The sequence below is a fragment of the Mangrovimonas sp. sgz306409 genome, from assembly GCF_059735265.1.
Genome location: NZ_JCAPEU010000008.1, coordinates 124,313 through 149,662, shown reverse-complemented (window position 1 = coordinate 149,662; position 25,350 = coordinate 124,313). Strand labels below are relative to the sequence as shown.

The following is a 25,350-nucleotide window of genomic DNA, read 5'->3' as shown; positions in this document are numbered from 1 at the left end:
AATTTCTAAAGTATCAAACATTCCAAACCACTAAAATGAAAAGATTTTTGTTAGCCATGTTGCTATTAGCGACAAGTTATTCTTTTGCCCAAATTAAAGTAGAGGGCGTTGTAAAGGACAGTATCGGGACCCCTTTGGAACTGGCCAATGTTATTGCTATCAACCAAGAGAGCAATACTTTGGAATCCTTCGGGACGACTAACGATAAGGGCCGTTTTAAGTTGAATTTAAAGGCTAATTCTAAGTACAAGATTCAGGTGAGTTACATTGGGATGAAAACCCATGAAGAAATTATTTCAACCCAAGAAGCAGATATTACTAAGGACTTTTCATTGCAAATGGACAATACTTTGGATGAGGTTGAATTGGTGTATGAAATGCCTGTAACGGTAAAAGGGGATACCTTGATTTACAATGCCGATTCCTTTAAAAATGGAACGGAACGGAAACTTGAGGATGTTCTGAAAAAATTGCCAGGTATAGAGGTGACCGATGACGGAGAAATAGAAGTTGAAGGTAAAAAAGTATCGAAGGTGATGGTGGATGGAAAGGATTTTTTTGATGGCGACTCAAAATTGGCCACTAAAAATATCCCTTCCAATGCGGTGGATAAAGTGCAGGTGCTTAAAAATTATGCAGAAGTAGGGCAATTGAAAGGAGTGACCGATAACCAAGATAATATTGCCATAAACATCAAGTTGAAAGAAGGTAAAGAGAACTTTTGGTTTGGCCATGTTACGGGAGGTTCTGGCGTAGCCAATGAGGATGGTTTGTACGTGGTGCAGCCCAAACTGTTTTATTACAGTCCTAAATACAGCATCAACCTTATTGGAGATTTAAACAATATAGGGGAAGTGGCTTTTACAAGACGGGACTATTTCAACTTTACGGGAGGCTTTAGAATGCCGAGTAGACAAAGTGGTACCAACATTGATTTGGGAAATAACAACCTGGGATTTTTGGCATTGCAAAATAATCGCGCCAAAGCTATCAGTACTAAGTTTGGGGCGGCCAACTTTAGTTATTCGCCAAAAAAATCATTGGACTTAAGTGGGTTTGCTATTTTCTCGAACTCCAAAACCGAACTTCAAGAAAACAATTTTGTGCAATACACCAATCCAGAGTTGGGAATTCCGGATGAGCTTACCCAAAGCAATACCATGCAACGAAGTGATTTGGGAATGCTAAAACTGAGTGCCAAGTACAAGCCTAATGTAAATAACCAGTTGGATTATGATATTGTGGGGAGGATGTCCAAGGAGTCGCAAGACCAGTTGTTCAATTCTTCTGTGATAGGAAACACCAACCAGTATGAAGAAACCAGTCCGTATAGCATTAATCAAAACCTGAACTATTACTATACCTTGAATGAGAAGAATATTTTCGCTTTGGAAGTGCAGCATTTGCTTCAGGATGAAGATCCATTTTACAATGCAGTTTTAGAGGATAAGGAGAATTATGAGAATACAGCGAACGCTTTGGGGATGAACGCGGACCAGTTGGTGTATGACATAGGGCAGGACAAGCGAATCAAGTCCAATCAGATGGATGCCAAGTTGGATTATTGGAATGTATTGAGCCAACGAAGTGATATCAATTTTACCTTCGGAACCATTTTAAGCAATCAGAAGTTCGACTCAGAGATCTTTCAGGTTTTGGATGATGGTTCGGTTTTTGACCCTACTCCAACCTTTAATGACGGATTGGATGTCAATAATACAGATTATAATTTCAGTGATATTTATTTGGGGGTTCATTACCGTTTCAAACGAGGGAAGTTTACCGTGTCTCCTGGATTTTCCACTCATGCCTACAGTACAAAAAATGTGCAGTACGGCGATACTTATAAGGACAACTTTTTCCGAGTACTGCCAGATTTCAATATGCGTATTCAGTTGAAGAAGAGTGAAAATATCAATTTGAATTATAGAATGCAAACCCAATTTACCGATGTGACCAATTTGGCAAAAGGGCTGGTGTTGAATAACTATAATGCCATTTTTGCCGGGGACGAGACTTTGGATAATGCGGTGTCCCATAACGTCAACCTGACCTATTTCAGCTTCAACATGTTTAATTATACCAATGTGTTTGCTATGGTAAGTTATAGCAAGCGCATTGATCAAATTAGGAGTCTGTCCAATTTTGAAAGTGTGATTCGTACCAGTTCCCCTTTTAACTCGTCTTTTGCAGATGAAACGGCTTCTGCCAATGGGCGTTTTCAAAGACGTTTTGGAAAATTGCGGGCTTCGGTTAACGGAGGTTTGACCTATTCCAAATTTGCACAATTCATCCAATCGCAGACCTCGGTGAATGAAAACTACACCCAAAATTATAAAGCCGAACTTCGTACCAATTTTAGAGAGGCACCGAATGTGGAACTAAGCTATGCCTATACCATTCAGGATAGTGACCAAGGCGATACTAGAGCTAAGTTTTATACCAGTACGCCATCCGTTGAGTTTGATGCCTACATTTGGAAGTCCATAACTTTTAGAACAGATTTTTCCTATACCAATTTCAGCAATGAAGATGGTACAATCAACGATTATAAGTTTTGGAATGCATCCTTGTCCTATAGAAAAAATCAAGATGCCAAATTGGAGTATGAGCTAAAAGCAACTAACTTGTTGGACACGAGGGCTCAAAACGAAAGTAGTACCAGTGACACCAGTATCAGGGCCAGTGAGTATTATATTCAGCCAATGTATGTTACGTTTAGGTTGATTTATACGTTGTAGAAGGTTAATTCTTTCAGAAGGAAAAATAATTGAGTTCTTTTCTCTTTTTTATTTGTGCAAATGAAAAACTGTAGTATATTTGCGCTCGGTTTTGGGGGAGATACTCAAGCGGCCAACGAGGGCAGACTGTAAATCTGCTGACTATGTCTTCGCAGGTTCGAATCCTGCTCTCCCCACTAAAACAACAGAAGCCTGCAAGAAATTGGAGGCTTTTTGCTTTTTAAATACTCCCTGTTTTAACGGCTTCTCTTTTAAAATTAGGAACTCTATGAGTTTAAATTTCTGCTGATATATGTCATTGTTTTAAGTGTTTAAGTTGTGTAACTTTAGTAGTGGAATCTTGGAGCGAAAATTTAAACTGCTTTACCGGTTTCATTGGCAATACCCCTAAATTTTATTGGAAATTAGTTGAGGTTATTCCTAAGTATAGCAGAAGAAGGGCCTAGAGCGCATGAAAATCAAACTTAAAAGTCATGAAAAATATTCTTCTTCCCACCGATTTTTCTGAGAATTCTTGGAATGCCATCAAATATGCCTTGCAGCTTTTTGAACATGAAACCTGCAAGTTTTATTTGCTTAACACTTATACACCTCCAATTTATCAGATAGAATATGCATTGATGATTCCCGACAAACTGGGAATGGTGGATACGGCTAGGTCAAATTCAGTAGAGCAATTGAATGAATTTAAGGACCGGATGCATAAAGAGTTTCGCAATCCTAAGCACACAATTGAGACCATGGCTATTTTTAATACTTTAATTCAGGAAATTATCCTTTTTGTAAAGGAAAAGGCCATTGATTATGTTGTGATGGGGACCAAGGGGGCTTCGGGAACCAAAGGGGTTCTGTTTGGATCCAATACAGTACAGGTGTTTAAAAATGTAAAATGTCCTGTATTGGCAATTCCAGAAAATTTTCCTTTTGAAACACCTCATGAGGTGTTGTTTCCAACCGATTATTCCATCGATTATAAGGAGAGCCAATTAAAGCCTATCCGTGATATTTTGTCTTCTCATAGTTCTCGGGTGAATATTTTAAATGTGGTTCCGGAAAACGGACTTTCTGAATGGCAAGAAAAGAATAAAGATACCTTGGAAACTTACTTTAAGGACATAGCTCATATATTTCATAGTGTGAGTAATGCTACCGTTGTAAATGCTATCGAAAAATTTCAGATCAAGGCAAAAATCAATTTATTAGTCATGATCAATAATAAGCACTCCTTTTTCGAGAATTTGTTTTTCAAATCCAATATCAATCAAATTGGGTTTAATTTGAAAATCCCATTTTTATTGATTCCTTCAAAATTGCTTAAGGCGTAATTTGGGTATTATTGTTAATTTTCCTTCATATATTTAGTAAATCAAATTCTTAAACGTATGAAAATTGTTTCCTGGAATGTTAATGGTATAAGAGCCATATTGGGTAAGGGTTTTAAAGAGGCGGTAGAACATATGGCGCCAGATATATTGTGTTTACAGGAAACCAAGGCTCAGGATAATGAGGTGCTAAAAGCTTTGGGAGATTTTGAAGAGTACACGCTAAAATTCAATTCGGCAAGTAAAAAGGGCTATTCAGGAAGTGCTCTGTTGTTAAAGTCACTTCCTTTGGATGTAGTCAATGATATTGGAGTAGAAGAACATGATGACGAAGGGCGTGTGCAGTGTGCGGAATATGAAGATTTTTATTTGGTGAATGTATATGTGCCCAATTCGGGGCAAAAATTGGATAGGTTGGATTATCGGAAGCAGTGGGACGAAGATTTTCTGAAATATTTAAAAGCTCTAGAGGCTAAGAAGCCTGTTATAGTTTGTGGCGATTTTAACGTGGCACATCAACCCATAGACCTAAAGAATGACAAGGCAAACTATAACAAAACAGCAGGCTATACTCAAATAGAAATAGATGGCATGGATGCCTTTATTGCTTCTGGTTTTGTGGATGCGTTTAGAATGTTGCACCCAGATGAAGTTGCCTATACCTATTGGAGCTACCGTTTTAAGGCCAGAGAGCGCAACGTGGGTTGGAGAATCGATTATTTTTTGTTGAGCGAGGTTTTGGTGGATAGGGTGAAATCCGTAACAATTTTGAGTGATGTTTTTGGTTCAGATCATTGTCCGGTACAGTTGGAAATCGAACTGTAATTGTTCATTTGTAGGCAATAAGTTTTCTCTAAGGTGAATTGGATTATGTTGAGTTCAGGGTAAAGCAGTGCTACACCAATCTTTAATTGGCGTGTCTAGTTGTGTCAAATCAATGTTGCGATTACAGACTTTTTACAAAACTAAATACGATTTTTTTAAATGACCGGAAGTTATTTTCAAAGGTGGTAATGCGCTCTTTTATTTTTCTATGTTCTTCCCTAAAATTGCTATCGGAGATTTGTTGGTCTCCATTTTCAATTTTAGAAAGTTTTCGCTCGTGTTTCATGATTACTTGTTGGAAATCCTCAAAAAGATCTTTGTGAATTTGGTCTAGTTCCCGTAGCATGTCTGCATGTTCTTTTTGTTGCTCGGTAATAGGCGTTTTTTTAGATAAAAGGTCTTCAAAAAATCGAGTTTCATCTTTCCAAAAGGCAAGGTTTTCGAGCCATTCTTTGCTTTCAAAATGAAGCACGTTCAGTCCGGCTCCCAATAGAAGCTCGGTTTTTGGGTTTGTATGTGTAGTTTCCATAATGTGTGAATTCAAGGTTTCTAAGAATTATAAATATCTACTTATTAAACTGTCTCGAATGCTGTTTCTGGCAGTTTGAATCAATTGTATTGCTTTTATGGTTTTCATCCGTTTAAGATCTGCTATTTCGGTTGGGGTAAAATTGTAGTTTGCAAACAGATCGAAGGCGGATTGCATTGGGATTGGAAGTTTTTTGAGTACCATGGCAATGTGCTTTTGAATTTTGGTTTCGTCGAGTTCTTTGTCCAATTTCTCAATGTAGTCTTGCTCGTCATCTTTGATAAATACATGGTTTAGCAGGTAGTCGTTTTTGTTATATGAAATATCGTCCAATTCTTCAATCATCAATAAATCGCCGTCGCCATCTGTGCTAAACTGTTCTTCCATTTCATTCCATTCGTCTTTGGTGTACTCATCAGTATTTTTGTAGAAGAAGTCGTCAAATTCCTCTTCAACGGTGATGTCTTCGAGTAATTCGTCAGTTTTTTTAAATAACCATAGATAAAAATCATCGGCTTTTTTTACCTCTTCAATATGGTCGTAAACTTCTATGAAGAGTTGGTCAACAATATCGTCCTCGCTGTATTTATTTCTTGAAAAATGTGGGTGTGAGGATAGTGCGGCCAATCTTCCGTGGATATATTTTTTAATACTCGGTAAAATTTTTAGGATAAGATTGTTGAAAGTCTCCCTGTCATCTACTTTTTTCAGGTGGATGAGTTCTGGAAATACTTCGGTAATCATTACCCGAATAGTCCCTTTTTTATAAGTGTCTGTTGCAGTATTCATGGCTATTGTTTTTTATTTATTGTTCGTTTTTGGGGCCGTAATTTTTGACATTACGACACTGTTGTGAAAGTGTTTTTACATGTGTTTTGAGAGGAACTTGAAGAAATCTGTTTTTAAATCATGATAGATCATTCTTTGGGTTTCCATGCGTTCCCTTAACAGAAAATGTTTTTTTGCCAGATTGAAATTCATCACGTCCTCGCCTTTTTTTTCATGCTCGGTCATGTCTGTTTCATGTACATTGATGTCGTGTTGAAGTGTGTCCATAACTTCCACTTGACGGATAAATTGGTTTTGGAAATGTTCCAATTGTGCTAAAACACTGTGATTGGTATAGCGTTTTACTAGTTCTTCCAAACGCTTGTTGAAGGATTTCAATTCATCTTCCCAAAAAAAGAGTTCTCTTTCCCATTGTTTGTGCTCAAAATGAAAATCTGAATTTTGGATTATTAGCGTTTCCATGAGTTCTGATTTTTAAGTATTGTTCCCGTTTAACTTGCGGATTATTGCTGTTTGCCAAGATTCCTACCACAGAAAATGACATTGTAGAACGTTAATAATTTTTATAGGATTTCTTTAAGAGAAGCTTAATCTTGGAGAGATAAAATGAGGAGCTATTGAGCCTTAAATATAAGTTTAAAAAAATAAAATTGAAATGATATTTATCAGTTGGAGACCTGTGTTTTGTGTTAAAGTTTTTGACTGAAAAATTGATTTTGACCTTGTTTCGAAGCTTCTTAAAGGCTGTTGCTTCTATGTGTTAAAATAAGTTTATTTTAGAGGTTTTAAGATTGTTGAAAATTCTAAAATATGACATGTAATCTGTTTACAAAATGTGTGCTGGCAGTTGGAATATTAGCGACTTCCATGGGTTATGCGCAGGAATCCCAAGACATTATTTCTCAAATAGAGCAAGAGGCTAATAATACTTCCCAATTGGAAAATTTGGCACATCACCTTTTGGATGTCATTGGTCCCAGGTTAACTGGAACACCACAAATGGAACAGGCCAGTGATTGGGTTATGAAAACCTATGAAAAATGGGGTATTGAAGCCAAAAGGGAGCAATGGGGCGAGTGGAAAGGATGGGAGCGGGGCATCACCCACATCGATATGGTGTCACCTCGTGTGCAATCTTTAGAAGGGATTCAATTGGCTTGGAGTCCAACGACTCCTCCGGAAGGTGTGGTTGGAGAGGTGGTGACCTTGCCTGTAGTGAAAGATTCTATACATTTTCAGAAATGGTTAAAGACAGTAAAAGGAAAGTTTGTTTTGACTTCGATGTATCAGTTAACAGGGCGTCCTGATAGTAGCTGGGAGAAGTTTGCTAAGCCTGAGTCTTTTGAAAAATTGAAGAATTCTCGCGATTCCATAACAAGGGCATGGTATCGAAACATAGCAAGAACAGGTTACAAAAGTGCAGATATTGTGAGGTTATTGGAGAATTCCGGTGCTGTTGGTATTATCTCAAGTTATTGGTCCAAAGGATTTGGAGTGAACCGTATTTTTGGATCTAAAACAAAGGGTATTCCAACTCTAGATGTGGAATTGGAAGATTATGCCATGCTGTACCGTTTGGCAGAAAGTGGAGAGAAGCCCGAAGTTAGGGTGGTGGCTCGTTCCAAAGATTTGGGCTTGGTGCCTGCGTTTAATACCATAGGAATGATTAAGGGGTCTGAGAAACCTGAGGAATATGTCATTTTATCGGCGCATTTAGATTCTTGGGATGGTGCCACCGGAGCAACCGATAATGGAACGGGAACTGTGTTGATGATGGAAGTGATGCGCATTCTGAAAAAAGTCTATCCCCATCCAAAACGTACCATTTTGGTGGGGCATTGGGGAAGTGAAGAACAAGGCTTGAATGGTTCCAGGGCTTTTGTAGAAGATCATCCTGAAATTGTAGAATACGTGCAGGTGGTCTTGAATCAGGATAACGGAACGGGGAGAATCACAGATATCTCAGGGGCAGGTTTTTTAAATTCCTATGAGTATCTTTCGAGGTGGTTGGCAGCCGTACCTAAAGAAATTTCACAGCAGGTGAAAACTACGTTTCCTGGGTCGCCTAGTAGCGGTGGTTCGGATAATGCCTCCTTTGTGGCGGCAGGAGTGCCGGCGTTTTATTTGGGTGCCCTAAATTGGAATTACAGAGATTATACTTGGCATACCAATAGGGATACTTACGACAAGATTGTGTTTGATGATTTGCGGAGCAACGTTATTTTAACGGCCATTTTGGCTTATATGGCATCTGAAGATTCTGAAACTGCTTCCCGTGAAAAAATAGTCATGCCTATGGATCCTAAAACAGGTGAACAGCAATTGTGGCCTGAACAGAAATCCCCAAAAAGGTTGGGTGGTGTTGATTAGTTTTTAGGCTTCAGTAGTGCGATAAGTCCAAATATAGGCCCAATAGCTAAAATCGAAAATATGAGAGGAGAATCGAAACGGCTACTTAATTGGGTTAAAAGTTGAATGCTGAAAATGGTGATTGCAAAACCAATACAATTGACAATGGTTAGCGCGGTTCCTTTTATTTCTGTTGGGGCATTTTGGGCGACCATGGTGGAAAACATAGGAGAGTCCATGATGACTACCATTCCCCAGAAAATCAAAAATGACACAAAAAGGAAATTTCCAAGTTGAAAAACCAAAGGAAAAAGAAGGCAGCATAAGCCCGAAAGTAAAAGTGCTGTTGAGGCGGTTTGTTTAGCTCCTTTTCGTTGGGAAATATATCCAGCCAATACACAGGATAGTCCTCCAATAGCGATTATGGAGAATGCGGTTAAAGAGATGTTGATATGACTATCGTTTTGTTGGTTGTAATGTTTTAGCATAAAGGGAACAAAGGCCCAAAAGGCATAGAGTTCCCACATATGCCCAAAATATCCAAAGGCCGCCGACCGGAATTCTGGGTTCTTAAAAACTCTGGAAACGGCTTTAAAATCTAAACCTTTACTAGCTTTACGGTAAGGGCCGTTTGGCACAAAAATGGCAATGACTACCCCTCCAATGAGGGCCAAACAGGAGGTGGCGGTTAATACATAGGTCCAAGAAATGGTTTGCATCGAGCTTTTCAAAAGATGAGGGAGAGCTGTACCAAAAACTAGAGCGCCAACAAGAAATCCTAATGATTTGCCAAGTCCTTTTTGGTAGTAATCAGCGGCAATTTTCATGCCTACAGGATAAATGCCTGCAAGGAAGAATCCTGTTAAAAAGCGAAATGTCAATAAGGTACTATAGTTGTTACCATTAAAAATCATACAGGAATTGCAAACCGCTCCAAGAATGGCGCAAGTCAAAAAGACTTTGGAAGGAGAAAATCTGTCGGCAATGGTGAGTAAGGCAAAGGTTAAGGTGCCGATTATAAAACCAAATTGTACGGCAGAGGTAAGGTTCCCCAAGGCGGTTTCGGTTAAGTTGAAATTTTTAACCAAATTATCCATGATACCATTTCCTGCAAACCAAAGTGAGGTACAACAAAATTGTGAGATCACAATAATGGGAAGGATGTGTTTGGCTGGTTTTTCGGAAATAGTCATTCGGAAAAATGTCGGTTTTTAAAGTTTTGGTTTGTTCTAATTTCGTTTATTTTTTTCTGAATTACATAATGGATGGAAATAAAAATGCCTCGAGAGGGTCTCGAGGCATTTTATAAAAAAGGATGTTTTTATAATCAATTAAAGTCCAAAAGAGGTCTTTACCGTATCTACATAATCTAGTTTTTCCCACGTAAATAGTTCAACATCCATTGTGATGTCTTCTCCATTTGGTTGCGAAAATACTTTAGAAACCACCTCATTGGTACGGCCCATGTGTCCGTAAGCGGCAGTTTCACTGTACATTGGTTGGCGTAATTTTAAACGCTCTTCAATGGCTGCTGGGCGCATATCGAAAATTTGGCCTACTTTCTTGGCAATTTCTCCGTCCGTCAAATCCACATGTGAAGTACCGTAAGTATCTACAAAGATTCCCATGGGCTCTACAACGCCAATAGCATAACTTACCTGAATCAATACTTCGTCACAAACTCCTGCAGCAACCAAATTTTTGGCAATGTGTCTTGTAGCGTAAGCAGCACTTCGGTCTACTTTACTTGGATCTTTTCCTGAAAAAGCACCACCTCCGTGAGCTCCTTTGCCCCCGTAAGTGTCCACAATAATTTTTCGTCCAGTCAATCCTGTGTCGCCGTGAGGACCACCAATTACAAACTTTCCGGTAGGATTGATATGGTACGTGATGTTGTCGTTGAACAATTGTTGAATGTGCTCTGGTTGTTTTGCTATAACACGAGGAATTAAAATTTCAACCAAATCCTTACGGATTTTAGCTAACATTTCATCGTCGCTTCCAAAGTCGTCGTGTTGCGTAGAAATAACAATAGAGTCAATACGTTGAGGCGTATTGTCATCGCTATATTCTATAGTTACCTGGCTTTTAGAATCAGGGCGCAAATATGTAATATCTTGATTTTCTCTTCTTAATTCGGCAAGCTCCTTAAGAATGTTGTGAGATAAATCCAATGCCAAAGGCATGTAGTTTTCGGTTTCGTTGGTGGCATAACCAAACATCATTCCTTGGTCTCCAGCTCCTTGCTCTTCTTTGGAAGCTCTGTCCACTCCTCTGTTGATGTCTTCAGACTGTTCGTGGATGGCAGAAAACACCCCGCAAGAATTCCCGTCAAACATGTAGGCGCCTTTGGTGTAACCAATTTTATTAATAGTGTCCCTTGCTATTTTTTGAACATCTAGGTAGGTGTTTGACTTTACCTCACCGGCAAGTACTACCTGTCCTGTGGTTACCAAGGTTTCGCAAGCCACTTTGGAGTCTGGGTCAAACGCTAAAAAATTATCAATAAGAGCATCACTTATTTGGTCCGCTACTTTGTCTGGGTGTCCTTCAGATACACTCTCCGACGTAAATAAATATGCCATAAAATATAAATAAAATATGCTTAAAATGGAGAGATTTGACGGTAGCGTCAAAGGAAGTTGTCACTGTCCTTTAGCATTTTTTAATGAGGTTGCAATCAGTCAAATCTTTCCTCTAAAATTCGGCTACAAATGTACTGATTAAATTAAAAGAACAAAACACTTTGCCTTAAAAAGCAACTTAATGAATTGTTAATATATGAATTGGGCGATTTTTTCGAATAAATGGTTAATGTTTAAAAAAAAATGCTATACTATACATTTCAGCAAAGAATCATTAATTTAAGGGTGAAAAACTGAAAATTCTGTATTTCTTTTTAAAACTTATGACTTTTCACGAAGCTTAAGTAATTTTATATCCTCACTCTTACGAGAAAAATTTTATGGGAACACAACCAAAATTAACACGATTTAATCAAGAAGTATTGTCCAAATATCAGATATACAACAGTATATTTATGACCTTGCCTTTTGATACCATTTCCAAGACTGGCGTTTTATTGCCGCTGTTTCATGAAACCTGCAAAAAGGGGTTTGAAAGAGGGGATGATCCCACAACTATTGTGGATACCTTTTTTTCAAAGTACCAAGGCAGGCGCAGTAAGGAAAGTCAAATTAATTTGTTGTTTCGCTTCATTCAGTATATCGAGCGCCAGGTCGTATTGTTCGATGCTATTGAAGATGCCGCTTTCCCTACAGTAAACAACATGGATGGGATTGGGACTTTGAGAAGTTTGAAGGAATCTGTTACTTCTGAAGGGCATTTGGAGATGTTGCGCCAGTATTTGGAAGAATTTAAAGTACGCATCGTACTTACGGCGCATCCTACACAGTTTTATCCTGGGGCTGTTTTGGGGATCATAACAGATCTTACCGAAGCTATCCAAAACAACGATTTGTTATTGATCAATGACCTTTTGGCCCAATTGGGAAAAACACCATTTTTTAAGCACACCAAGCCAACGCCATATGATGAAGCGATTAGTTTGATATGGTATTTGGAAAATGTGTTTTATTATTCCTTCGGAACTATTTATGACTATATCCAACAGAATATTTTTGATGGAAAGCACATAAATAATGATATCATCAATCTTGGATTTTGGCCTGGAGGCGATAGGGATGGAAATCCATTTGTGACTCCGGAAATAACACTTAAAGTGGCCAATAGGCTTAAGATGACCATTCTTAAAAATTATTATAAAAGTGTTAGGGCCTTAAGAAGGCGTTTGACCTTCCGTGATGTAGAAGAGCGCATTTCGGCTTTGGAAGCACAACTATATAACGCGTTTGTCGATGTGAATGCCGAGGATAATATTACGTTGGAGCATTTTCAGTCTGAACTGAAATTCATCCTTGATACAATCGAGGAAAAGCATCAGTCACTTTATTATAAAGAAGTCAACAGTTTGTTGAACAAAGTGCATCTGTTTGGGTTCCATTTTGCCACTTTAGATATTAGGCAAGATAGTAGAGCGCATGACAAGGTGTTTACCGCTATGGTGGATACCTTAATAGAAAGTGGAAGTGATATTTTTCCAAAAAACTACAATGAACTTTCCGAACAAGAGCAGGTGAAAATACTTTCTGAAGTGGAAGGTAAGGTTGATTTGTCCTTGATAAAAGATGAAGAAGTGTTAAAAGCCTTGAATACTATCAAGGTGATTAAAGAGATACAAACCAATAATGGTGAACGTGCTGCAAACCGATATATCATTAGTAATAACCAAACAACGCTTAATGTTATGCAGTTGTTTGCTATGTTAAAGTTGGTAGCCTTCCAAGATGAATTGACCGTGGATATTGGGCCGTTGTTTGAAACGATTACCGATTTGGAAAATGCTCACCTAGTTATGGAAGAGCTTTATACCAATCCAGCTTACAAGGCCCACTTAAAGGCTAGAGGAAATAGACAAACTATCATGTTAGGGTTTTCCGATGGAACGAAGGACGGTGGGTACCTTATGGCGAACTGGGCTATTTTTAAGGCTAAGGAACGCCTTACAGAGGTGTCGCGTAAATATGATGTAACCGTGATCTTTTTTGATGGCCGTGGTGGACCACCAGCAAGAGGTGGAGGAAAGACGCATCAGTTTTATGCCTCATTGGGGCCAACCATTGAAGATAAGGAAGTGCAGTTGACCATACAGGGGCAGACCATCAGTTCTAATTTTGGGACTTTGGATTCTTCTCAATACAACCTGGAGCAGCTGATAAGTTCTGGGCTCAATAACCAGATGCACGAGGATGTTAACCGTATGTCTCCAGACAATGTTGCCGTAATGGATGATTTGGCTAAAATCAGTTTGAAAACTTATATGGATTTCAAAGGGCACCCTATGTTCATTCCGTATTTGGAGCGTATGAGTACCTTAAAATATTATGCGAAGACCAATATTGGAAGCCGTCCATCGAAACGTGGAAAATCTGACAAACTTATTTTTTCTGACTTGAGAGCCATTCCTTTTGTAGGGTCGTGGAGTCAGTTGAAACAGAATGTTCCTGGGTTTTTCGGTGTGGGTACAGCGTTGAAAACCTATGAAGATGTTGGAGAATTTGATAAAGTGAAACATCTGTATAAAAGCTCCAATTTCTTTAGAACCTTAATCGCCAATAGTATGATGTCCTTGTCAAAATCCTTTTTTGACTTAACTAAATATATGGCAGACGATCCTGAGTTCGGGGAGTTTTGGAAAATCATTTATACAGAATACGAAACCACTAAACGCTTGCTGTTGAAATTGACAGGGTTTAAAACCCTAATGGAAGATGAGCCTGCAGGGAAGGCGTCAATTGAAGTAAGGGAATCTATTGTGTTGCCGTTGTTGACCATTCAGCAATATGCATTGAAGAAAATCCAAGAGCTGGAGAAGGCAGAGGTAAGAGATGAAGAACAGATAGAGATCTTTGAGAAGATTGTAACGCGTTCGTTGTTCGGAAATATCAATGCCAGTAGAAATTCGGCTTAGATTAAAAAAAAAATATTTTAAAAAGAAAACCCTCGAAGCATTTGCTGTCGAGGGTTTTTTGTATTTGCAAAGTTAAATTAGTTAATCGTTGTAGGCGTTCATTCCGTGTTCGGTAATGTCCAATCCTTTTATTTCATCTTGTTCTGGAACTCTCAGTCCTATGGTTTTCTTGAGAATGAATAGTACAATGAAAGTGGCTACAATTGCCCAAGCCCCGATACTGAAAACTCCAATGGCTTGAACTCCCAATTGTTTAAAGCCTCCTCCGTAGAACAAGCCTCCATCGGTAGCAAATACACCAACCAATAAGGTTCCTAAGGCTCCAACAACACCGTGTACTGAAATGGCTCCCACAGGGTCGTCTATTTTTAAATTTTTATCGATTACCGCAATAGAGACTACTACAGTAAATCCTGAGATGGCTCCAATAAGGGCGGCTCCAACTGGGGAGACAGCTGCACATCCAGCAGTGATTCCTACCAAGCCGGCTAAGGCGCCATTCAAGGTCATTGATAAATCAGGTTTACCGTACTTAACCCAAGTCAGGATTAAAGCTGTAACTGCTCCAGCTGCAGCGGCCAAGTTGGTGGTGATAACAATATTGGCAACATTGTTGGCGCTTCCTCCTGAAATGGCAAGCTCAGATCCTGGGTTGAAACCAAACCATCCTAACCAAAGAATAAACACACCCAATGCTCCGTACATCATGTTGTGACCAAGGATCGCGTTTGATTTGCCTCCTGTATATTTTCCAATTCTAGGACCTATTAAGGCGGCAGCTACCAATCCGGCCCAACCTCCTACAGAGTGTACAACTGTGGATCCCGCAAAATCAATAAAGCCTAATTCTGTTAACCAACCATCTCCTTGCCATACCCAGTGGCCTGAGATTGGGTAGATAATGGTGGTCATGATCAAAGAGAAAATAATGTAGGTTGAAAATTTTGTACGTTCAGCTACGGCTCCTGAAACGATAGTTGCAGCGGTGGCACAAAATACGGTTTGGAAAAACAAATTGTGCATGTCTCCCGGTTCGTTATAGAACAATGAAGGGCTTCCAATAAATTTTCCTATGGATTCACCATACATGATGGTGTATCCTATGGCCCAAAACCCTAAGGAACCAATGCAGAGGTCCATCAGGTTTTTCATTACAATATTGATGGTGTTTTTGGAACGGGTGAAACCAGCCTCAACCAATGTGAAGCCTGCCTGCATAAAAAATACGAAGATACCGGCAACGAGAATCCAAAAAATATCTAGAACACCATTTATTTCTGTTATTTGGTTTGTTAATTCTTCCATGTTAATTATTTCTTTTCTTAATTAGTTTATTTTAAAGTTTCTCCGCCTTTTTCACCGGTGCGAATTCTGTAGCATTCCGCGATGTCTGAAACGAAAATCTTTCCATCTCCAACCTCGCCAGTTTTTGCAGACTCAATGATGGTTTTTACAGTAATGTCTTCAAAATCGTCATTAACAACGATCGAGAGGTAGCGTCTTTGAATGTCGCTGGTACTGTAGGTAATGCTGCGATATACATGGCCTTCTTTTTCGTTACCAAGACCAGTAACATCCCAATAGGAGAAAAAAACTACTCCCACATTGTGAAGAGCTTCTTTTACTTCTGAAAATTTGGATTTTCTAATGATTGCTTCAATTTTCTTCATTATTAGATAGTTTATTATTTATTAAATGTTGAGCGGGTTGCTAGAACGAATAGATGGCAGCCAATAGGAATGAGCTTAGGCTCTTTTTAGCGTCCAAATCCTTATCCATAAAGGCGTCATCCGATGCGCTGTCCAAACGCAATTCTGGTTTGATGATTAGACTATTGATGGTGTAGCTGCCTGTAAGGGTAGCAGCAAACACGCTGGAATCCTCAACGCCGGTACCGATAGCTCCAAAGTCACCGTCTTCAAGGAAATATTCTCCTCTAAATCCAATAGTGAAGTTGTCACTGGTTGCAAATTGTGGGTACAGTGCTACTCCAGCAAACCCAAAATCGTCATTATTGTAATAGGCGGCATTGATTCCTAAGAAAACACTGCTAGTTATATCGAAGCCTCCTGTATAGTCAATTTCAAAGGCGCCATCATCAGTTAGGAAGTTAAGGAACTGTCCTTTAAATCCTAGTTGGGCTCCAAAGGCGTATTTGTCTGTTGGGTTGAACTCTGTAAGGTCGGTAGGGTTCATTACGGCTAGCATCAAACTAAAATCCTCTGTAAGAGAGAAGTCCGCCTTCAGTCCTGTGTGACTAAAAGGTCCGTAAGAAAATAAATAGGATGTACTGTAGTTAAAGTTGGCAACTGGAGAAATGACTTCGTAGCCAAGGAAAGTGTTGAAGTTTCCAAAGGTAAGTGTCACATTGTCTGAAACATTCCAGTAGGCATAAAGTTGGTTGACAATGTTTCCAGTAGCAGAGTACATGGGGGAGGCAAAAATAGCATCTGTACCTCTTGGTCCAAAAACCAAGTCGGCTACAAAGCCTACTTTTTCGCCTTCATAGGCAGCAACAACATTGGCCATGCCAAGTGCAAATCCCGGTAGGTTGGCAAATGAAGATCCCGGGGCGACAATAGTGCCGTCCTCAAGTTCTTTGTTTGGGGCGTTAAAATTTACCCTGTAGTAGGCATCTATGCTACCACTTAGGGAAAATTTCTTTTTGTCTTCTGAATCACTTTTTGGGGCATCTTCTTGTGCGCTCATTTGGCAGATTGCCAATAGGAGCATGTAAAGGGTAAAAAGTTTTTTCATACAAAATTGTTTTTGTTAATTGATGTATAAATCTATGTAAAAAATAGATTACACCCTGTAAAAAATAGGGGTGAATCGGATATTTTTATGATTTATTTAGTTTTTACCCTCTATTAATTGGGGGTTGTTGTTATTTTTTAAATTTCTTTAAGAATATTCAAATTATTCAAATGACAAAATCTTAAAAAATTAAGTAAAAAAATAGGGTTAACACATGTTAGTTTGGGTTTATTTGAAGTCTTTTTATTTAAATGGTATTTTTGATGATAAAAATTCATTAAGTAAATTTTAGTTTTTTAAGGGTATGATTGGATAATTCTAATTATACAGGCTTGAATTTGGTGAAATCGCAATAATGCTAAGTGTTTTATAATTAATGCATTTTCTCTCCTATATTAGTAAATCCAATTCTAAAGATTTACGTTAAAATTTAAGGTTATGTTGAAGAAACAAGGGTTGTATTTGCCGGAATTTGAGCATGATAATTGTGGTGCGGGATTTATATGTAGTTTAAAAGGAATTAAATCGAATGACATTATTCATAAAGCTCTTCAAATACTTGAAAAACTAGAGCATCGAGGTGCGGTAAGTGCCGATGGGAAAACGGGGGATGGTGCCGGTATATTGGTGGATATTCCGCATGAGTTTTTTGTTGCTAATTGTAAGTTTAAGTTGCCCAAGGAGCGTGAGTACGCCGTTAGTAATGTGTTTTTGCCTAAAAAGGAAAACCAACGGAAATTCTGTATTTCGGTGTTGGAAAAACATATGGAGGAGCAGGGGCTTAAAGTATTGGGGTGGCGTGATGTGCCAGTTGATGAATCTGTGCTTGGAGAAATTGCTGCAGTAACTCAACCTTACATTAAGCAGGTGTTTGTAGGCAAGGGAGATAAGAATCAAGATGATTTTCACTTTAATGTAAAACTGTTTATCGCAAGAAAAAAAACAGAGCACGAAATTATTGGTTCTAAGATTTCCGAAAGTGCATTTTTCTACCTGCCTAGTTTGTCAACTAAAGTCATAATATATAAGGGGCTTTTAATTCCAGAGGATATCAAATTGTTTTATAAGGATTTGAACGATCCTTTATTGGTGACGCGTTTGGCATTGGTGCATCAGCGTTTTTCTACAAATACGTTCCCAACTTGGGATTTGGCACAGCCTTTCCGTTATATGTGCCATAATGGGGAAATCAATACCTTAAGGGGGAATATTTCCCGTATGTATTCTAGGGAAGAATTGATGGAAAGTGAATTGTTTGGAGAGGAAATCAAAAATATCTTGCCTATTGTACTTCCAAGAAAATCAGATTCAGCCTCTATGGATATGGTGGTAGAGTTGTTGTTGATGACTGGGCGCTCCTTGCCTGAGGTCATGATGATGTTGGTGCCGGAAGCTTGGGAGAAAAACCCGGAAATGTCCGATAGTAAAAAGGCCTTCTACGAATATAATTCTTGTTTAATGGAGCCTTGGGATGGTCCAGCATCCATTCCTTTTACCGACGGGGATTATATCGGGGCGGTTTTGGATAGAAACGGCCTGCGTCCATCACGATATTCGGTGACCAAAGATGGTTATGTAATCATGTCGTCTGAAATTGGCGTTATTGAAATTGAGCCTAAAAATGTAGAGCATCACGGACGTTTGGAGCCAGGGAAAATGTTCCTGGTTAATATGAAGGAAGGGCGGATTGTTAACGATGAAGAGATCAAGGAGCGTATTGCAGCTATGCATCCGTATCGCAAATGGTTGGATAATAATTTAATTCAGCTTCGTGATATTCCGTATAATGATTGTCCTGTGTTTTTCAATGAAGAGCCTTTGGACAAACGTAAAGTGGTATTTGGGTATACTCAGGAAGATATCAATACTATCATTTTGCCAATGGCAAAGAACAGTAAGGAGCCCATTGGTTCTATGGGAAGCGATACACCTTTGGCCGTGTTGTCTGAGCGTCCCCAATTAATTTATAATTATTTCAAGCAGTTATTTGCTCAGGTTACCAATCCGCCTTTGGATGGTATTCGTGAAGAGTTGATTACCGATATCAGTCTTACTTTGGGTAGTGATTCCAATATTTTCGAGATTGACGAAAAACATTGTCAAAAGCTGAAAATCCAAAATCCAGTGATTTCCAAACAGGATTTGGATAAAATAAAAAGTTATAGAAATCCTCTTTTTAAGGTGGAGCAAATTCCAATACTTTATGATGTTAACAAAGGTCATAACGGTTTGGAGGATGCCTTGGAAGATATATTGGCTCAGGCAGCAAATTGTATAGAGGAAGGAACAAACATCATAATTCTTTCCGATAGAAATATAAGTGAACAGAAGGCGCCGATTCCTGCCTTGTTGGCTTGTTCCTATGTGAACAGTGGTTTGTACAAGTTGGGAAAACGTTCCCAGTTAAGTATCATTATAGAGTCGGCTGAACCTAGAGAGGTGCATCATTTTGCAATGCTTTTTAGTTATGGTGCTAGTGCTATTAACCCATATATGGTCAATGAGATTATCGAGGATCAAATGGAAGATTTGAATGATTCTTCCATAGATCCGCTACAGGCCATAAACAACTATAATAAAGCGGTTGGAAAAGGGATTTTGAAAGTGATGAATAAAATAGGGATTTCTACGCTTAACTCCTACAGAGGTGCGCAGTTGTTTGAGTGTATCGGTATTAATACGGATGTGGTAGAGAAGTATTTTCCAAAAACTGCAACTAGAATTCAGGGAGTGGATTTGCATCAGTTGGAAAAGGAAATCAATAAACGTTATCAAAAAGCATATCAAAGTAAACATATAGCCGCTAACCTCGACTTAGAAATTGGTGGGCAGTATCGTTGGAGAAGAAATGGAGAGCATCATTTGTTCAATCCATTGTCTGTAGCAAAACTGCAAGAGGCCGTGAGAAGTAACAAGCCTAAGACTTATGAGGAATATTCTAGGATTATCAATGATCAGTCTAAGCACTTAATGACCATCCGGGGCTTGTTTGAGTTTGCTAATTATGATCCAATTCCATTGGAGGAAGTAGAGCCTTGGACCAATATTGTGAAGCGCTTTAAAACGGGAGCCATGTCATATGGATCCATTAGTAAGGAAGCCCATGAAAATTTGGCGATAGCCATGAACCGAATTGGAGGAAAAAGTAATTCAGGTGAAGGTGGGGAAAATGAAGATCGTTTCTATAAAGATGTAAATGGCGACTGGAAGAACAGTGCCATTAAACAAGTGGCATCAGGCCGATTTGGAGTGACTTCCAATTATTTGACCAATGCCCAAGAGATACAGATAAAAATGGCACAAGGGGCCAAACCTGGAGAAGGGGGGCAATTGCCCGGTCCAAAAGTGAATCCTGAAATAGCTAAAACTAGAAACTCAACGCCTTATGTTGGTTTGATCTCACCGCCGCCACATCACGATATTTATTCTATTGAAGATTTGTCGCAATTGATTTACGATTTGAAATCGGCGAATCGTGACGCGCGTATCAATGTTAAATTGGTGTCAGAAGTTGGTGTGGGTACCGTAGCTGCCGGTGTTGCGAAGGCAAAAGCTGATGTGGTACTGATTTCTGGTTACGATGGAGGAACAGGGGCCTCACCATTAACGTCCTTGAAACATGCAGGATTACCTTGGGAATTAGGACTGGCAGAAACCCAGCAGACTTTAGTGATGAACAATCTTCGTAACAGAATTGTGGTAGAATGTGATGGTCAGTTGAAAACTGGCAGAGATGTGGCGATTGCTTGTCTACTTGGGGCTGAAGAGTTTGGATTTGCAACGGCGCCTTTGGTAGCTTCAGGGTGTATCATGATGCGCGTGTGCCATTTGAATACTTGCCCAGTTGGGATCGCAACACAAAATCCAGAATTGCGCAAGAAGTTCAAAGGAAAACCTGAGCATGTAGTCAATTTTATGTATTTCGTGGCTCAAGAGCTTCGGGAAATTATGGCGAAGCTTGGTTTTAGAACGGTAGATGAAATGGTAGGAAGAGTTGAAAAGTTGGATAGGAATAAAGCTATTGATTATTATAAAGCTCATGGCATCGATTTGTCACCTATTCTGCATAAAGTAGAAGTGGAAGCGGGGACTAAGCTGTACAACACTTGTAAGCAAGATCATCATTTGGAAAAGTCCTTGGATTTTGAAATTATCAGTCAGGCGCATCCTGCTTTGTTTAGAAAGGAAAAAACCATTTTGGATTTCAAAATAACTAATGAAGACCGTGCGATTGGTGCTATATTGAGTAATGAAATTTCGAAGATATACGGAGCTCAGGGACTGCCTGAAAATACTTTGAAAATCAATTTTAAAGGTTCGGCGGGGCAGAGTTTTGGAGCCTTTGCTACCCATGGTTTGAGTTTGATTGTGACCGGAAATACCAATGACTATATCGGTAAGGGGCTTTCTGGAGCCAAATTGGTGGTGAAAGTACCGGATGAAGCAACGATTGTCCCTGAGGAAAATGTCATTGTTGGAAATGTGGCTTTTTATGGAGCTACTTCAGGGGAGGCTTATATCAACGGAAAGGCGGGAGAGCGTTTCTGTGTTAGAAATTCTGGAGTTAAAACAGTTGTTGAAGGTATTGGTGACCATGGTTGTGAATACATGACCGGTGGAATTGCTGTGATACTTGGTGAGGTCGGACGCAATTTTGGGGCCGGTATGAGTGGCGGTATCGCTTATGTGTATGACAAAAACGAAACCTTTGTAAAAAAATGTAATACCGAAGGCTTGAATTTGGATCCTGTGGTGATTCCAGAGGATATTCAAGAATTGAAACGCCTGATTGAAAATCATTATAATGCCACGCAAAGTGCCTTGGCACAGCGTATTCTTGAAAATTGGGAGCGTGAATTGCCTAAGTTTATCAAGGTGCTTCCTGAGGAATACAGGCAGGCTTTGATACGATTGGAAAATGAAAATAACCTTGTAACGAAATAGAATTATGGGAAAGATCACCGGATTTATGGAATTTGAGAGGGAGGTTGAAAAATATACCGATGTTGAGGATCGGGTTAAAAACTATAAAGAATTTACAATTCCTCTAGCGGAGGATAAGTTGAGAAATCAAGGAGCGCGATGTATGGATTGTGGTATTCCATTTTGCCATAGTGGTTGCCCGTTGGGCAATTTGATCCCTGATTTCAATGATAATGTGTATAAAGGGAAATGGAAAGAAGCTGCAAGAATCTTGCATGCTACCAACAATTTTCCTGAATTTACAGGGCGCTTGTGTCCTGCGCCATGTGAGGAGGCCTGTGTGTTGGGGATCAATGAAGATCCTGTAACTATAGAAAATATTGAAAAGAATATTGTGGAAACCGCTTTTAGAGAAGGTTGGATTGTGGCCAATCCGCCTGAGGTGAGGACGGGAAAAAGCGTGGCGGTAATTGGTTCTGGACCATCAGGATTGGCTGCTGCGCAGCAGTTGAACAGAGCGGGGCATAACGTGACGGTTTTTGAGCGTGATGCTAAAGTGGGAGGTTTACTTCGTTATGGAATTCCTGATTTCAAATTGGAAAAATCAATTATCGACAGGAGGATTGCTATTTTGGAAGAAGAAGGAATCATTTTTCAGGTTAATGCACATGTAGGTGATAATGTGAGTGTGGAAACACTTAAAGATGAATTTGATGCCATTCTATTGTGTAACGGTGCTACGGAGAGACGTGGTATTCCTATAAAAGGAGCGCATTTAAAAGGGGTGCATCAGGCTATGGAGTTTTTGAAAATGAATAATCAATATGTTGACGGGGAGTTGGAGTTCGACGATATATTGAGTGCCAAGGATAAAAATGTGATTGTGATTGGTGGTGGAGATACAGGTTCGGATTGTATTGGGACTTCCAATAGGCATGGTGCTAAATCGGTTGTTAATTTTGAGATATTGAGTAAGCCTTCAGTTGGTAGACCAGCCAATCAGCCTTGGCCTTATTGGCCAATGAAGTTAAAAACAAGTTCTTCACACCAAGAAGGAGTGGAGCGTTTTTTTAGTATTTCAACTAAAGAATTTTTAGGGGATAAAAATGGGAACCTAAAAGGTCTTAAAACTGTTGAGGTAGAATGGATTTTTAAAGATGGTGAGCGACCTCAGTTAAAAGAAATTCCAGATACAGAAAAAAAATGGGACTGCGATTTGGTGCTCTTGGCCTTAGGATTTACGGGGCCAGAAAAAACTTTGGTGGAACAATTTGGTTTGGACACCGATTTTAGAAGTAATATTCAGGCTACGGTTTCCGATTATAAAACCAATGTTCCGGGAATTTTTGCGGCGGGTGATTCCCGTAGGGGTCAATCTCTAATTGTCTGGGCTATTTCAGAAGGGAGGCAAGCGGCCCATCATATTGACAAATATTTGATGGGATCTACCGACCTGCCACTAAAGGATGATAGCGATTTGCCGCGAGTTTAAGAAATGAGCTTAAAAACTTGGATTCCTGATGGATATTTTTGATATTTGATGAACATCATGAACAGAAACGTATTACACATTATTTCCATTATTATCATCGCGATTATTTCGTTAAGGTAGGGAATGCTGTGTTGTCAATATTTAAAGTCAAAGCCTTCCCTGTTTGGGAAGGCTTTTTTTATTGGTAAAATTAAGGCCTTGAACATCATATTGTAAAGCATTTAAGTAACTGTAAATCAGCTAGTTGAATTATATTTGATTTGCTTGAGTTTAACCTTGGATTACAATCGAAAAAATAAGATAAAACACAAACTTTTAATTTAGAACTAATTATTGAGAGAAGTATAATAATAAGAATGAATAAACTTAATAAATACAGTAAAACAGTAACTCAGGATCCTACTCAGCCGGCGGCTCAAGCAATGTTGCACGCCATAGGATTGACGAATGAAGATTTTTTTAAGCCAATTATTGGCATTGCAAGTACCGGCTATGAAGGTAACCCTTGTAATATGCATTTAAATGATTTGGCAAAATTGGTGAAGGAGGGAACCCAGAACGAAGATGTGGTTGGTTTGATATTCAATACCATTGGGGTGAGCGATGGAATTTCCATGGGAACTCCAGGAATGAGATATTCTTTGCCTTCAAGAGATATCATTGCCGATTCTATGGAAACAGTAGTTCAGGCGATGAGTTATGATGGATTGGTGACAGTCGTAGGTTGTGATAAAAATATGCCTGGAGCTTTAATGGCCATGATTCGATTGAATCGTCCTTCTATTTTGGTTTATGGAGGAACTATTGATTCTGGGTGTCATAATGGTAAGAAGTTGGATGTGGTCTCTGCTTTTGAGGCTTGGGGAAGTAAAGTGGCGGGAACCATGACCGAAACAGAATATCAAAGTATTGTGGAAAAGGCGTGTCCGGGAGCTGGTGCTTGCGGAGGTATGTATACAGCCAACACCATGGCTTCGGCTATTGAAGCCTTGGGGATGACGCTTCCATATAATTCTTCCAACCCTGCACTGAGTCAGGAGAAGAAAGATGAATCAGTTAGAGCAGGTGAGGCTATGCGTTTGCTGCTGGAAAAGGATATTAAACCTTCGGATATCATTACCAAAAAGTCTCTTGAAAATGCCATAAGGTTGGTGACTATTCTTGGAGGTTCCACTAATGCGGTGCTGCATTTCTTGGCAATTGCTAGAGCGGCCCAGATAGAATTCACGCTTGAGGACTTTCAGAAAATTAGTGACAACACGCCTTTTTTGGCCGATTTGAAGCCTAGCGGAAAATATTTGATGGAAGATGTGCATGTCGTAGGTGGTATCCCGGCCGTACTAAAATATTTATTGAAAAAAGGATTGTTGCATGGGGATTGTTTGACTGTAACAGGTAAAACACTTGCAGAAAATCTTTTGGACGTACCAGATTTATCTCCCGATCAAGATGTCATCAAACCTTTAGAAAGTCCTATAAAAGTTTCAGGACACTTACGTATGCTTTATGGCAATTTGGCTTTGGAGGGAAGTGTGGCAAAAATTACAGGGAAAGAGGGCTTGAGTTTTGTTGGGAAAGCTAAGGTGTTTGATGGAGAATATGCAGCCAATGATGGGATTCGGGATGGTAAAGTTGAAAAAGGTGATGTGGTGGTGATTCGTTATGAAGGGCCGAAAGGAGGGCCTGGTATGCCGGAAATGTTGAAACCAACAGCTGCTATTATCGGTGCTGGATTGGGGAAAGATGTTGCCTTGATTACCGATGGAAGATTTTCGGGTGGAACTCATGGTTTTGTAGTGGGGCATATTACCCCTGAAGCGCAAGAGGGTGGAAATATCGCTTTAGTTAAGGATGGTGATTTAATTACGATAGATGCTGAAACCAATGCCATTATGTTGGAAGTTTCGGAAGAAGAATTACAAGAAAGAAGAAAACAATGGAAGGCACCTAAGTTAAAATTTGATAGAGGGGTGCTGTATAAATATGCAAGAACCGTATCGTCTGCTTCCAAAGGATGTGTGACCGATGAATTTTAGTTTCCAGACGGGTCTTTTTTAACATAAGTTGAGACT

Annotated in this window: 16 protein-coding genes and 1 tRNA gene; 9 read left to right on the top strand and 8 right to left on the bottom strand. The window is 39.3% G+C overall.

All coding sequences use genetic code 11. The features are described 5' to 3' along the window. Positions 1-35: 35 nt before the first annotated feature. The 4 genes from AC6I5C_RS14070 (at position 36) to AC6I5C_RS14055 (ending at position 4,888) form a co-directional block, all read left to right on the top strand. On the top strand, positions 36-2,741 hold the full coding sequence (locus AC6I5C_RS14070; RefSeq protein WP_497905704.1) for a carboxypeptidase regulatory-like domain-containing protein: 2,706 nt from the start codon (positions 36-38) through the stop codon (positions 2,739-2,741). 94 nt (positions 2,742-2,835) lie between these two features. Beyond that, positions 2,836-2,917: transfer RNA gene (locus tag AC6I5C_RS14065), tRNA-Tyr, on the top strand. A 297-nt stretch (positions 2,918-3,214) separates the two neighbouring features. Next, a complete protein-coding gene (locus AC6I5C_RS14060) occupies positions 3,215-4,066 on the top strand; it encodes a universal stress protein (protein ID WP_497905703.1) in 852 nt (283 codons plus the stop codon). A 57-nt stretch (positions 4,067-4,123) separates the two neighbouring features. Then, positions 4,124-4,888 carry an exodeoxyribonuclease III gene (locus AC6I5C_RS14055; RefSeq protein WP_497905702.1) on the top strand — a complete coding sequence of 255 codons (765 nt, stop codon included), beginning with the start codon at positions 4,124-4,126 and terminating at the stop codon, positions 4,886-4,888. Between the two features lie 121 nt (positions 4,889-5,009). Here AC6I5C_RS14055 and AC6I5C_RS14050 read toward each other — a convergent pair whose 3' ends face one another. From AC6I5C_RS14050 to AC6I5C_RS14040, 3 genes are all read right to left on the bottom strand, one after another. Then, complete coding sequence (locus AC6I5C_RS14050; protein WP_497905701.1) at positions 5,010-5,417, bottom strand: hypothetical protein; 408 nt, start codon at positions 5,415-5,417, stop codon at positions 5,010-5,012. 27 nt (positions 5,418-5,444) lie between these two features. Further along, positions 5,445-6,206 carry a sigma-70 family RNA polymerase sigma factor gene (locus tag AC6I5C_RS14045; RefSeq protein WP_497905700.1) on the bottom strand — a complete coding sequence of 254 codons (762 nt, stop codon included), beginning with the start codon at positions 6,204-6,206 and terminating at the stop codon, positions 5,445-5,447. Between the two features lie 75 nt (positions 6,207-6,281). Further along, positions 6,282-6,668, bottom strand: a complete 387-nt coding sequence (locus tag AC6I5C_RS14040) for a hypothetical protein (RefSeq protein ID WP_497905699.1) — start codon at positions 6,666-6,668, stop codon at positions 6,282-6,284. A 348-nt stretch (positions 6,669-7,016) separates the two neighbouring features. Here AC6I5C_RS14040 and AC6I5C_RS14035 point away from each other — a divergent pair, with 348 nt between their 5' ends. Beyond that, entirely contained in the window at positions 7,017-8,576 is a 1,560-nt protein-coding gene (locus tag AC6I5C_RS14035; RefSeq protein WP_497905698.1) for a M20/M25/M40 family metallo-hydrolase, read from the top strand. On the opposite strand, the gene AC6I5C_RS14030 is transcribed toward AC6I5C_RS14035, so the two are convergent. Beyond that, the gene (locus tag AC6I5C_RS14030; RefSeq protein WP_497905697.1) at positions 8,573-9,748 is read right to left on the bottom strand and encodes an MFS transporter; all 1,176 of its coding nucleotides are present in this window, start codon (positions 9,746-9,748) and stop codon (positions 8,573-8,575) included. The genes AC6I5C_RS14035 and AC6I5C_RS14030 overlap by 4 nt on opposite strands. 138 nt (positions 9,749-9,886) lie before the next feature. Further along, on the bottom strand, positions 9,887-11,140 hold the full coding sequence (gene metK / locus AC6I5C_RS14025; RefSeq protein ID WP_497905696.1) for a methionine adenosyltransferase: 1,254 nt from the start codon (positions 11,138-11,140) through the stop codon (positions 9,887-9,889). A gap of 380 nt (positions 11,141-11,520) precedes the next feature. On the opposite strand from metK, the gene AC6I5C_RS14020 reads away from it, so the two are divergent. After that, positions 11,521-14,106, top strand: a complete 2,586-nt coding sequence (locus AC6I5C_RS14020; protein ID WP_497905695.1) for a phosphoenolpyruvate carboxylase — start codon at positions 11,521-11,523, stop codon at positions 14,104-14,106. 81 nt (positions 14,107-14,187) lie between these two features. Here the strand turns inward: AC6I5C_RS14020 and AC6I5C_RS14015 are convergent, their stop codons facing one another. Genes AC6I5C_RS14015 through AC6I5C_RS14005 form a run of 3 tightly spaced genes read right to left on the bottom strand, consistent with a single transcriptional unit; the run spans position 14,188 to position 16,863 of the window. Then, positions 14,188-15,411 carry an ammonium transporter gene (locus AC6I5C_RS14015; protein ID WP_053978500.1) on the bottom strand — a complete coding sequence of 408 codons (1,224 nt, stop codon included), beginning with the start codon at positions 15,409-15,411 and terminating at the stop codon, positions 14,188-14,190. Between the two features lie 26 nt (positions 15,412-15,437). Continuing rightward, positions 15,438-15,776: a P-II family nitrogen regulator gene (locus tag AC6I5C_RS14010; RefSeq protein ID WP_053978499.1), complete on the bottom strand. Its 339-nt coding sequence runs from the start codon at positions 15,774-15,776 to the stop codon at positions 15,438-15,440. A 40-nt stretch (positions 15,777-15,816) separates the two neighbouring features. Further along, positions 15,817-16,863, bottom strand: coding sequence for an outer membrane beta-barrel protein (locus tag AC6I5C_RS14005; protein WP_497905694.1), 1,047 nt, complete (start codon positions 16,861-16,863; stop codon positions 15,817-15,819). A gap of 438 nt (positions 16,864-17,301) precedes the next feature. Here AC6I5C_RS14005 and gltB point away from each other — a divergent pair, with 438 nt between their 5' ends. The 3 genes from gltB (at position 17,302) to ilvD (ending at position 25,314) form a co-directional block, all read left to right on the top strand. Next, positions 17,302-21,807, top strand: a complete 4,506-nt coding sequence (gltB, locus tag AC6I5C_RS14000) for a glutamate synthase large subunit (RefSeq protein WP_497905693.1) — start codon at positions 17,302-17,304, stop codon at positions 21,805-21,807. Positions 21,808-21,811: 4 nt separating this feature from the next. Beyond that, a complete protein-coding gene (locus AC6I5C_RS13995; protein ID WP_497905692.1) occupies positions 21,812-23,278 on the top strand; it encodes a glutamate synthase subunit beta in 1,467 nt (488 codons plus the stop codon). A 356-nt stretch (positions 23,279-23,634) separates the two neighbouring features. Next, a complete protein-coding gene (ilvD, locus tag AC6I5C_RS13990) occupies positions 23,635-25,314 on the top strand; it encodes a dihydroxy-acid dehydratase (RefSeq protein WP_497905691.1) in 1,680 nt (559 codons plus the stop codon). Positions 25,315-25,350: the final 36 nt, after the last annotated feature.